Source organism: Aquabacterium sp., from assembly GCF_044226965.1.
GTDB lineage: Bacteria > Pseudomonadota > Gammaproteobacteria > Burkholderiales > Burkholderiaceae_C > Pseudaquabacterium.
In genome coordinates, this window is sequence record NZ_JBGAGA010000044.1 from 36122 (window position 1) to 47124 (window position 11003).

The window sequence follows — 11003 nt, forward strand, 5'->3', positions numbered from 1 at the left end:
GTCAAGCGGCCCGACACGGGGTCGGCCCGTAAGGGGCAGGCGACGACGCGCAGCGTGCGCGGCATCAGGCAATCACGCGCAGCTTCCTCGCCAGCGCCACCGCCTGCGTGCGGCTGTGCGCGCCGAGCTTCAGGTTGATGTTGCGCAAGTGCGTGCGCACGGTGCTGTCCGAGACGAAGAGCTTCTCGGCCATCGCGCTGTTGGAATAGCCCTCGGCCAGCAGCTGCAGCACCCGCAGCTCCTTGTGCGTGAGCGGCTCGGCGGCCGGGCCGGCGGCGGGCGTTGGTGCGGCCGCGGCCGCGGCTTCGGCGGCCTCCGGTTCGGCGCCGAGCGCGGCGCTGCCGTACAGCTCGAGCAGGCGTTGCACGAACTCGGCCTGGATCGGGTCGTCGGGCCGGCGCGGGTCCTGGGCTGCGGCGCGTGCGCGCTGCAGCAGCGGCGCCAGCGCCGGACCTTCGTCCAGGATCAGCCGCACGAAGCCTTCGCGGCTGGCGTGCTGCAGCAAGGCCTGCATCACCGCGGCGGCGGCCGCCGGGTTGCCGCTGCGGTGCTGGGCCAGCGCGAGCAGCGCCCGCAGCTTCAGCGCGCGGTGGTGGCGGTGGTCGGCCAGCGCATCGGCCAGGGCCTGTTCGGCGCGCGCGGCCGCCGCGCGGGCATCGCCGAAATGGATGTCCCAGCGCAGCCGCCCGATCAGCAGGTCGTCCACGCCATGGGCCTGCAGGTACTCGACGCGCGGGCGCTGCCACACGGCCGGGTCGTCGGCGCGGTCGAGTTCCTGGCGTGCCGCGGCGGCGTGGCCCTGCAGCAGCAGCAGGCGCGCGCGCTCGAGCTTGGCGCTGGCCACCACGCGCGGCAGCTGGCGCTGGTGGCCCAGGTATTCCAGCTCGGTCAGCAGCTCGAAGCCGGCGTCGACATCGCCGCGCTCGAACGCGATGCGCGTGCGCATGCGGTGGCTGGCGATCATGTGGTCGGGCAGGCCCACGTCGCGCGCCAGCGGCAGGTAGACGTTCAGCAGGTGCTCGGCCGCGGCCAGCTCGTTGGCCTCGTACACCACGCCGGCGTACAGCACGCCGGCCCAGGCATTGCCGTTGCTGTAGGTGTAGGCATAGGGCGAGGCCGCATGCGGCGTGGCGCTCACCGCGATGCGCAGGCGCGCGGTGGCCTGGCGCAACCGGCCTTCCTTCAGGTCGAGCACGCCTTCGAGCGACTCGGTGTACATGCGGTTGAAGCTGCTGCCGGGGGGACCCGCCGCCTGGGCGCGGCGCGCCGCGTCGAGCAGGCGCTGCGCCTCGTGCTGCTCGCCCATCACCGAGAACGCATGCGCCATCGCGTTGCACAGCGCGCCGTCGGCGAAGGGTCGGCAGGTGGGCAGGCGCGCCAGGCTGTCGCGGCCGGCGGCGCAGGCCTCTTCGTGGCGGTCCATCATCGCCAGCAGCATCGGCCGCTGCGCGTTGACATGGGCCTGCACCGCCGGGTCCTCGCTGGCCAGGCAGCCGGAGGCTTCGAGCAGCTGCATCGCCTCCCAGGGGCCGTGCGTCAGGCAGCGCGCCCACACCGCCACCACCTGCAGCCGCGGCCAGGCGCGCAGCGGTTCGGCCGGCAGCGCGGCGAACCAGCGGTCGAGCAGGCGCATGCGGCCCTGTTCGAGGAAGGTCTCGGCATGCTGGCCCAGCAGGTGCAGCGCATGCGGATGGTCGCCGCCTTCGATGGCATGGTCGATCGCCGGCACCGGCCGGCCCTGGGCTTCGTACCAGCCCGAGGCCGCCAGGTGCAGCCGCGCCACGTCATGCGGATGCTCGCGCGCCAGCTGCCCGCGCAGGAACTCGGCAAAGAGGCTGTGGTAACGGTAGCTGGGCCCGCCATCGGCCGACTCGCCACCCACCGGCGTGACAAACAGGTTCGCGGCTTCCAGCCGCTGCAGGATGGCGGCGCAGTCCAGCCGTGGCAGCAGCGCCTGGCACACGCCGGCATCGAGCTGGCGCAGGATGCCGGTGCGCAGCAGGAAGTCGCGGATGTCCGGCGGCTGCTGTGCCAGCACGTCCTCGGCCAGGTAGTCGGCCACGGCGCGCTCGGTGCCGGAGAAGCGCTGCACAAAGTCGGCCACGGCGCCGCGCCGGTCCAAGGCCATGCCCACCAGCCAGAGGGCCGTGATCCAGCCCTCGGTCTTGCGGTGCAGCTGGCGCAGCGCCTGCGCCGGCAGTGCCGGGCCGCCGCGCAGCCGGAAGAACTCGGTGGTCTCGGCCAGCGAGAAGCGCAGCAGCTCGGCGTCGATCTCCAGCAGCTGGCCGCGCGCGCGCAGCCGGCCCAGGCCCAGGTCGGGCAGGCTGCGCGAGCCGATCACCAGCTGTCCGCGCCGCGGCAGGTGCTCGATCAGCTCGCGCAGCAGGCCCAGCACGGCGGGGGACTGCAGCGCCTCGGCGTCGTCGAGGAACAGCGCGAACGGCGCCTCGTCGCGTGCCAGCGCGTCCACCACGTCCAGCGGTGCCCGCGCGGTGGCGCGCGGCTCCAGTCCGAGCTGGCGCGCGGCGGCGGCCAGGCCGGCCAGGAAGCGCGGCACGTCGTTGTCGGCGCGGTCCAGCGTCAGCCAGGCGGTGGTGGTGCCGGCGGCTTCGAGCTGCTCGCGCGCCTGCAGCATCGCGGTGGTCTTGCCGAAGCCGGCCGGTGCGCGCACCAGCACCAGCTTCACGCTGGCGGCGGCCAGCAGGCGCTCGGCCACCGCGCTGCGCGGCACCTGCGCCGGGCGGTGGGCCGGCGGCTGCAGCTTGGACGAGGGCAGGGCGGTGGCGGGTGGGGGCAGGGCGGACATGGAGAAGCTGCGGGCAGCGCCGGCGCAGCATGCCGGCCGGCGGCCCACGGTGAACCGTCGCTTTCGACGATTTTCGCGCGCGGGCCGCAGGTCTAGAGTGTGCGCTCCGGACCCACGTGGCCTCCCCCGACAGGACTGCTGCCGATGAAGCTCGATGCCTCCATTTCCGCCGTGATCACCGGCGGCGCCTCCGGACTGGGCGCCGCCACCGCGCGCCGCCTGGCCAGCCGCGGCGTGAAAGTGGCCTTGTTCGACCTGAACGCCGAGGCCGGCGAAGGGCTGGCCAAGGAGCTCGGCGGCGTGTTCTGCAAGGTCGACGTCACCTCCGAAGAGCAGGTGGACGCGGCCTTCGCGAAGGCGCGCGCGGCCCACGGGCAGGAGCGCATCCTGGTCAACTGCGCCGGCACCGGCAATGCGGTGAAGACCGCCAGCCGCGACAAGACCAGCGGCGAGATCAAGGCCTTTCCCACCGCCAACTTCGACCGCATCATCCAGATCAACCTGGTCGGCACCTTCCGCTGCATCGCGAAATCGGCCGCCGGCATGCTGAGCCTGCCGCCGCTGGAGGGCGGCGAGCGCGGCGCCATCGTCAACACCGCGTCGGTGGCGGCCGAGGACGGCCAGATCGGCCAGGCCTCGTACTCGGCCTCGAAGGCCGGCATCGTCGGCATGACGCTGCCGATCGCGCGCGACCTGATGGGCGAGGGCATCCGCGTCAATACCATCCTGCCGGGCATCTTCGACACGCCGCTGCTGCGTGGCGCGCCCGAGAACGTCAAGGCCGCGCTGGCCGCCTCGGTGCCGTTCCCCAAGCGCCTGGGCGACCCCGACGAATACGCGCACCTGGCCGAGACGATGATCACCAACGGCTACTTCAACGGCGAATCGGTCCGTCTCGACGGCGCCATCCGCATGGCCCCACGCTGAGCACGGGCCCTCGACTTTCGAACAAGGAGCAAGACCATGGCTGAAGCCTTCATCGTCGCCGCCGCACGCACCGCCGGGGGCCGCCGCGGCGGCCGGCTCTCGGGCTGGCATCCGGTGGACCTGGCCGCGCAGGTGCTGAACGCGCTGGTCGAGCGCAGCGGGGTCGACCCGGCCGCGGTCGACGACGTGATCCTCGGCTGCGTGATGCAGGCCGGCGAGCAGTCGAACAACATCGCGCGCAATGCGGTGCTGGCCTCGAAGCTGCCGCAGTCGGTGCCCGGCACCTCGCTGGACCGGCAGTGCGGCTCGTCGCAGCAGGCGCTGCAGTTCGCGGCGCAGGCGGTGATGTCGGGCACGCAGGACTGCGTGATCGCCGGCGGGGTCGAGAGCATGACACGCGTGCCGATGGGCACGCCGGCGATCCTGGCGCGCAAGGCGGGCCTGGGCTTCTACATGAGCCCGGAGACGCGCGCGCGCTTCCCCGGCGTCGAGTTCAGCCAGTTCATGGGCGCGGAGATGATGGTCAGGAAGTACGGCCTGAACCGCGAGCAGCTCGACCGCTATTCGCTGCAGAGCCACCAGCGCGCGATCGCCGCCACGCGCGAGGGTCGCTTCGCCGCCGAGATCGTGCCGGTGGCGGTGCGCCGCGCCGAGGCCAGCGCCAACGGCTGGGTCGACGTGGACGGCCCGGCCGAGCAGCACACCGCCGACGAAGGCATCCGCTTCGAGGCCACCTACGAATCGATCGCCGGCGTGAAGCTGCTGCAGGAAGGCGGCGCGATCACCGCGGCCAACGCCAGCCAGATCTGCGACGGCGCCTCGGGCGTGATGGTGGTCAACGAGCGCGGGCTGAAGGCGCTGGGCCTCAAGCCGCTGGCGCGCATCCACCACCTCAGCGTGATCGGCGGCGACCCGGTGATCATGCTCGACGCGCCGATCGAGGCCACGCAGCGCGCGCTGAAGAAGGCCGGCATGAAGATCGAGGACATCGACCTGTACGAGGTGAACGAGGCCTTCGCGCCGGTGCCGCTGGCGTGGGCCCAGGTGACCGGCGGCAGCATCGACCGGCTGAACGTGAACGGCGGCGCCATCTCGCTGGGCCACCCGCTCGGCGCCTCGGGCACCAAGCTGATGACCACGCTGCTGAACGCGCTGCAGCAGCGCGGCGGCCGCTACGGCCTGCAGACCATGTGCGAAGGCGGCGGCATGGCCAACGTGACGATCGTCGAGAGGCTCTGACCCGATGGCCGCGCCAGTCATCCGTTATGAACGCGACGGCGCGGTGGCGCTGGCGATCTTCGACCGTGCCGAGCGGCTCAACCCGCTGAGCGTCGAGTTCCAGCAGGCACTGCGCGGCGTGTGCGCGCAGGTGCGCGAGGACCGCAGCGTGCGCGCGCTGCTGCTCACCGGCGAGGGGCGCGCGTTCTGCGTCGGCGCGGACCTGTCGTCGCTGGGCCAGCCCGCGCCCGGCGACACGCGCAGCCTGGGCCCGCGCGTGGCCGAGCAGATGCATGCGCTGTCCAACCGCGTGATCCTGGACCTGCGCGAGCTGCCGGTACCGGTGCTCAGCGCGGTCAACGGCGCCTGCGCCGGCGCGGGCGTCGGCATCGCCCTGGCGGCGGACGTGGTGCTGGCGGCGAAGTCGGCCTACTTCTACCTGCCTTTCCTGCCCAAGCTGGGCATCGTGCCGGACCTGGGCACGACCTGGTTCATCGAGCGCCTGGCCGGGCGCGGCCGCGCGCTGGGCCTGTCGCTGCTGGGCGATCGCTTGGCGGCCGAGCAGGCGGTGCAGTGGGGCGTGGCCTGGGCCGCGGTCGACGACGTGGCGCTGCGCAGCGAGGCGCTGGCGCTGGCCCATCGCCTGGCGAAGCTGCCCTCGCACGCGGCGGTGGAGGCGCGGCGCGCGTACGACGCCGCGGCGATCAACACCTTGCCGCAGCAGCTGGCCTACGAGGCCGAACGCCAGCGCGAGCTGCTGGACAAGCCCAGCTTCATCGAAGGCGTGCAGGCCTTCCTGGCCAAGCGCGAGCCGCGCTTCGACTGATCGCCGCGCGCCGGGGGGAAGAGGCTCAAGCGGCCAGCCAGCGCGCCAGTTCGCGCTGGAGGGTGTCCAGCGTCAGCGGCTTGGTCAGCACCGCGTCCATGCCGACCGCGGCACAGGCCCGCCGGTCGGCGTCACCCGCATGGGCGGTCAGCGCGACGATCGGGGCGCCGGGCCACAGCGCCTGCTGCTGCATCGCGCGCAGGCGGCGCGTGGCTTCCAGGCCGTCCATGCCGGGCATCTGCAGGTCCATCAGCACCAGGTCGGGCGGCTGGGCCTGGCAGGCCTGCAGCGCCTCGGTGCCTTCGTTGGCGATGCGTACGCGCAGGCCCAGCGCGCGCAGGAACTCGGAGCCGACCAGCTGGTTCACCGGGTTGTCTTCGACCAGCAGCACGTCGGCGTCGCGGCGCAGCAGCGGGGCCGGTGCCTGCGGGTGCACGGGCTGGCCGGCCCCGGCCACCAGCGCGCGCAGCGTGGCCGGCGTGAACGGCACCAGCTCGTGGCCGATGCCCAGCAGGCGTGACTCGGCCTCGATCGCCGGCTGGTACCAGTCGGGCCGGATCACCAGGTGCAGCGCGGCCTGCGGCAGCGCGTCGTGCAGCGGCTGCAGGCGGGACTCGGGGCCCAGTGCCTGCTCGGCCACCAGCACCAGCTGCGGCGCCCGCCGCGGCGTGGGCTCGCCGCGTGCCAGCGCCTGCGCGGCCTCGATCGCGGCGGCCAGCGTCGTCACGGTCTCGGCACTGCCGCCCAGGCGCTCGAAGCGGGCCTCGGTCCAGGCTGCGGCCAGGGCGTTGGGGTAGACCAGCCAGACGTGGCAGCCCGCGCCGGGCAGGCCGGCCGGTGCGGGGGGATCGAGGCTGGCGCGCAAAGTGAGCGTCAGCAGCATCGCGGTGCCGTTCTCGTACTGCGGGTCCAGCGCCAGCTCGCCGCCCATCGCGCGCGCCAGCCGGCGCGCGATGGCCAGGCCCAGGCCGGTGCCGCCGTGCGCGCGCGACAGGCGCTCGTCGCCCTGCACGAAGGCCTCGAACACCCGCTCGCGCTGCGCCGGCGCAATGCCGGGGCCGGTGTCCTCGATGCGCACGCTCACCTGCAGCCGGCCATCGGGCGCCAGGCGCGATTCGCCGCAGACGCTGATGTGGCCCTGCTCGGTGAACTTGATCGCGTTGCCCAGCAGGTTGTTGAGGATCTGCTGCACCAGGCGGCCGTCGCCGACCATGCGCTCGTGCGCGCCGCGCCAGTCGTACAGCAGCGCCAGCGGCCGGCCGGTGACCAGCGGCATCACGCCGCGCAGCGCATCGGCCAGCAGCTGCGGCATGTCGAAGGGGCGCGGCTGCAGCTCGACGCCGCCGGCCTCGATGCGGGAGAAATCGAGCACGTCGTTGATCACCCGCAGCAGGGCCTGGCCCGATTGCTGCGAGGTTTCCAGGTAGCGCCGCTGCGAGGGCGCTTCGGCCTGGCGCAGCGCCAGCTCGGTGAGCCCGAGCACGCCGTTCAGTGGCGTGCGGATCTCGTGGCTCATCTGCGCCAGGAAGATCGACTTCGCGGCATTGGCCATCTCGGCTTCGCGCTGCCGCTGCTCGGCCAGCGCCAGCGCGGCCTGCAGGCCGGCGGTGCGCTCGGCCACCAGGGCCTCGAGCTGCTGGCGCTGCTGCTCCAGCGCCAGCAGCGCGGTCTTCTCGGCATGCACGTCGGACACCGTGCCGGTGATGAAGCGGGCCTGCCCATCCGGGCCCGGCCAGACCCGGCCGCGGCCGCGTATCCAGCGCCAGCTGCCATCGCCATGCAGGTAGCGCACCTCGTAGTCGAATCGGCCCAGCGTGCGGATGGCATCGTCGTAGGCCTCGCGGAAGCGGCGGCGGTCATCCAGGTGCACCCGGGCCGTGGCGGCGCCGCGCACGTTCGGCAGGTCGTCGGGTTTCAGGCCCAGCAGCTCGAAGAAGCTCTCCGAGTACCAGATGCCACCGCTCAGCAGGTCGCGTTCCCAGTGGCCGTCGCGCGAGCCGGCCAGTGCGCGTTCCAGCTGCTGCAGCCGGTGGCTGGGGTCAGCGGTGGTCATGACGGGCCGCGGGAGTGAGGCTTGCCGGGGAGTGCAAACCACTCTACCACCCCAGGCAGTATCCCGTCGCGCCCTCCGGATTCGTCGGAAGCGACGATGCAGCGCCCGGGTCCGGCCGCCTACGATGGACCGCGCCCACACCCCACCCGGAGACACCCCGCCATGTTCGGACTGATGCAGGACCGGCCGCTGCTGATCTCGTCGCTGATCGAGCATGCCGCCACCTTCCACCCGCACACCGAGATCGTCTCGCGCCTGCCCGAGGGCACGGTGCATCGCGGCACCTGGGGCAGCCTGCGCAGCGACGCCAAGCGCGTGGCCAACGCGCTGAAGTCGCTGGGCATCGGCCAGGGCGAGCGTGTCGGCACGCTGGCCTGGAACGGCTACCGCCACCTGGCGCTGTACTACGGCGTGTCGGGCTCGGGCGCGGTGCTGCACACGGTGAACCCGCGGCTGTTCCCGGAGCAGATCGACTACATCGTCAACCATGCCGAAGACCAGCTGCTGTTCTTCGACACCACCTTCGCGCCGCTGGTCGAGAAGCTCGCGCCCAAGCTCAAGAGCGTGAAGGCCTTCGTCGCGATGACCGACCGCGCGCACATGCCGGCGATCACGCTGCCCGCGCCGCTGCTGTGCATGGACGAGCTGCTCACCGCGCAGGGCGACGACTACAGCTGGCCCGAGTTCGACGAGCGCACCGCCTCGTCGCTGTGCTACACCTCGGGCACCACCGGCAACCCCAAGGGCGTGCTGTACTCGCACCGCTCGACGATGCTGCACACGCTGATGGAGCTGGCGCCGGACACCTTCGGCCTGAGCTCGCGCGAGACCGTGCTGCTGGTGGTGCCGATGTTCCACGCCAATGCCTGGGGCACGCCGTATGCGGCCGCGATGATCGGCGCCAAGCTGGTGCTGCCCGGCCCGCACCTGGACGGCGCCAGCGTCTACGCGCTGATGCGCGACGAGCGCGTCACCTTCTCGCAGGGCGTGCCGACGGTGTGGATGATGCTGTTCCAGTACCTGGACGCGAACCCGCAGCTGAACCCGCGCGAGCTGGGCATGAAGTGCGTGGGCATCGGCGGCGCGGCGGTCTCGCGCGCGATGCTCGAGCGCTTCGAGAACCAGTTCGGCGTCGAGGTCACGCAGGGCTGGGGCATGACCGAGACCAGCCCGATCGGCGTCATCAGCAAGCTGCTGCCCAAGCACGACCAGCTGGCGCCGGACGAACTGGTGAAGGTCAAGCTCAAGCAGGGCCGCGGCGTCTGGGGCGTGGACCTGAAGATCGTCGACGAGGCCGGCAAGGCCCTGCCCTGGGACGGCCAGGCCTTCGGCCACCTGCTGGTGCGCGGGCCCTGGATCGCCAGCGGCTACTTCAAGGGCGAGGGCGGCTCGGTGCTCGATGCCGAGGGCTATTTCCCCACCGGCGACGTGGCCACGATCGACGGCGACGGCTACCTGCAGCTGGTGGACCGCGCGAAGGACGTGATCAAGTCCGGCGGCGAATGGATCTCGTCGATCGACCTGGAGAACGCCGCGATGGGCCATCCGGCGGTGGCCGAGGCCGCGATCATCGGCGTGGCGCATCCGAAGTGGCAGGAACGGCCGCTGCTGCTGGTGGTGCTGCGGCCTGGCCAGGGCTTGAGCCGCGACGCGATGCTCGACTACCTGGGCGCCCGCGTCGCCAAGTGGTGGCTGCCCGACGACGTGGTGTTCGTGCCCGAGCTGCCGCACACCGCCACCGGCAAGCTGCTGAAGACCAAGCTGCGCGAGCAGTTCCGGGACTATCGTTTGCCAGAGGTCTGACCCGCTCACTTTGGGCGTATCGTCGCCGCATGCTGATTGCGCTGACACCCGAGGAAGAGGCCTTCCGCGACGAGGTGCGCCGCTTCCTCGACGAGGCGCTGACGCCCGAATTGCGCGCCGCCGGCCGCCGCTGTTCCGGCATCTTCACCGAGTACCCGGCCGGCAACGACTGGCACCGCATCCTGGCGCGGCGCGGCTGGAGCGTGCCGCATTGGCCGGTCGAACATGGCGGCACCGGCTGGACCCCGCTGCAGCACTACCTGTTCGCCAGCGAGCTGGCTGCCGCCGACGCGCCGCCGCGCGCGCCGATGGGCCCGCAGATGGTGGCGCCGGTGCTCATCGCCTTCGGCACGCCGGCGCAGCAGCAGCGCTGGCTGCCGGGCATCCGTGCGGGCGACGACTACTGGTGCCAGGGCTACTCCGAACCCGGCGCGGGCTCGGACCTGGCCTCGTTGCAATGCAAGGCCGTCCGGGGGTCGGACGATCAGGGCGATCACTTCATCCTCAACGGCACCAAGATCTGGACCACCCATGCCCACCATGCCAACCGCATGTTCTGCCTGGTGCGCACCAGCCGCGAGGGCAAGGCGCAGCAGGGCATCAGCTTCCTGTGCTTCGATTTCAAGCTGCCCGGCATCACCGTGCGGCCGATTCCCAGCATCTCCGGCGACCACGAGCTGAACCAGGTGTTCTTCGACGACGTGCGCGTGCCGGCCGACGCGCTGATCGGCGAAGAGAACCAGGGCTGGGCCATTGCCAAGTACCTGCTGCAGCACGAGCGCGGCGGCGCCTGGGCGCCGCTGCTGCACGCGCGCTGGCGCCGCGTGCGCGAAGCGCTGGACCAGGCCTTCGCCGGCCCGCTGGCGGCGCAGGCCGAGCGGGCCGACCTGCGGCTGCAGCTGGCGGCGCTGCGGGTGCGCATCGAAGCGCTGCAGGCGCTGGAGCTGCGCACGCTGCGCGCGCAGGCGGCCGGCGCGCCGGTGGGCGTGTCGCCTTCCATCGGCAAGCTGCTGGCCACGGAGCTCAAGCAGGCGCTGACCGAACTGCACCTGCAGGTGGCCGGCACCGACGCGCTGGCGCGCACGCCGCTGGACCAGGCCGAAGCGCACGCGCTGCCGGTCGACGAGGACGCGGTGTTCGCGCTCTCGGCCTACTTCAACGACCGCGCCGCGTCGATCTACGCCGGCACCAACGAGGTCCAGCGCAACCTCGTGGCCGCTCACCTGCTGAGATAGCCATGTGGGACGCCGACACCGACGCGCAGCTGCGCGACAGCCTCGCGCGCTTCCTGGCCGAAGGCCGTGCCGCCGACCCGGCGCGCCTGTGGCGCGGCCTGGCGCGCGAGCTCGGCCTGCTCGGCGCCGCCTTGC

At 72.5% G+C, this 11003-nt stretch carries 7 protein-coding genes; 5 read left to right on the forward strand and 2 right to left on the reverse strand.

Going from position 1 to position 11003, the window contains the following annotated elements; genetic code table 11:
- Window positions 1-64: 64 nt before the first annotated feature.
- Window positions 65-2806: a LuxR C-terminal-related transcriptional regulator gene (locus ACILR4_RS18825; protein ID WP_395702405.1), complete on the reverse strand. Its 2742-nt coding sequence runs from the start codon at window positions 2804-2806 to the stop codon at window positions 65-67.
- Between the two features lie 144 nt (window positions 2807-2950).
- Here ACILR4_RS18825 and ACILR4_RS18830 point away from each other — a divergent pair, with 144 nt between their 5' ends.
- From ACILR4_RS18830 to ACILR4_RS18840, 3 genes are read left to right on the forward strand one after another with little or no spacing between them, the layout of a single operon-like run.
- On the forward strand, window positions 2951-3733 hold the full coding sequence (locus ACILR4_RS18830) for an SDR family NAD(P)-dependent oxidoreductase (protein ID WP_395702406.1): 783 nt from the start codon (window positions 2951-2953) through the stop codon (window positions 3731-3733).
- Window positions 3734-3769: 36 nt separating this feature from the next.
- Entirely contained in the window at window positions 3770-4972 is a 1203-nt protein-coding gene (locus tag ACILR4_RS18835; protein WP_395702407.1) for an acetyl-CoA C-acetyltransferase, read from the forward strand.
- Window positions 4973-4976: 4 nt separating this feature from the next.
- Window positions 4977-5777 (forward strand): enoyl-CoA hydratase-related protein, encoded by an 801-nt coding sequence (locus ACILR4_RS18840; RefSeq protein WP_395702408.1) that lies wholly within the window; start codon window positions 4977-4979, stop codon window positions 5775-5777.
- Window positions 5778-5802: 25 nt separating this feature from the next.
- Here the strand turns inward: ACILR4_RS18840 and ACILR4_RS18845 are convergent, their stop codons facing one another.
- Window positions 5803-7830, reverse strand: coding sequence for a response regulator (locus ACILR4_RS18845; protein WP_395702409.1), 2028 nt, complete (start codon window positions 7828-7830; stop codon window positions 5803-5805).
- 162 nt (window positions 7831-7992) lie between these two features.
- On the opposite strand from ACILR4_RS18845, the gene ACILR4_RS18850 reads away from it, so the two are divergent.
- Together ACILR4_RS18850 and ACILR4_RS18855 are read left to right on the forward strand one after the other, a co-directional pair.
- Window positions 7993-9633, forward strand: a complete 1641-nt coding sequence (locus tag ACILR4_RS18850; RefSeq protein ID WP_395702410.1) for a 3-(methylthio)propionyl-CoA ligase — start codon at window positions 7993-7995, stop codon at window positions 9631-9633.
- A gap of 29 nt (window positions 9634-9662) precedes the next feature.
- On the forward strand, window positions 9663-10868 hold the full coding sequence (locus tag ACILR4_RS18855) for an acyl-CoA dehydrogenase family protein (protein ID WP_395702411.1): 1206 nt from the start codon (window positions 9663-9665) through the stop codon (window positions 10866-10868).
- Window positions 10869-11003 lie beyond the last annotated feature (135 nt).

Excerpts from the sequence above, each read along its gene's own strand:
- ACILR4_RS18825 (WP_395702405.1), bottom strand. The coding sequence starts at position 2,806 with ATGTCCGCCCTGCCCCCACCCGCCACCGCCCTGCCCTCGTCCAAGCTG.
- ACILR4_RS18830 (WP_395702406.1), top strand. The coding sequence starts at position 2,951 with ATGAAGCTCGATGCCTCCATTTCCGCCGTGATCACCGGCGGCGCCTCC.
- ACILR4_RS18835 (WP_395702407.1), top strand. The coding sequence starts at position 3,770 with ATGGCTGAAGCCTTCATCGTCGCCGCCGCACGCACCGCCGGGGGCCGC.
- ACILR4_RS18840 (WP_395702408.1), top strand. The coding sequence starts at position 4,977 with ATGGCCGCGCCAGTCATCCGTTATGAACGCGACGGCGCGGTGGCGCTG.
- ACILR4_RS18845 (WP_395702409.1), bottom strand. The coding sequence starts at position 7,830 with ATGACCACCGCTGACCCCAGCCACCGGCTGCAGCAGCTGGAACGCGCA.
- ACILR4_RS18850 (WP_395702410.1), top strand. The coding sequence starts at position 7,993 with ATGTTCGGACTGATGCAGGACCGGCCGCTGCTGATCTCGTCGCTGATC.
- ACILR4_RS18855 (WP_395702411.1), top strand. The coding sequence starts at position 9,663 with ATGCTGATTGCGCTGACACCCGAGGAAGAGGCCTTCCGCGACGAGGTG.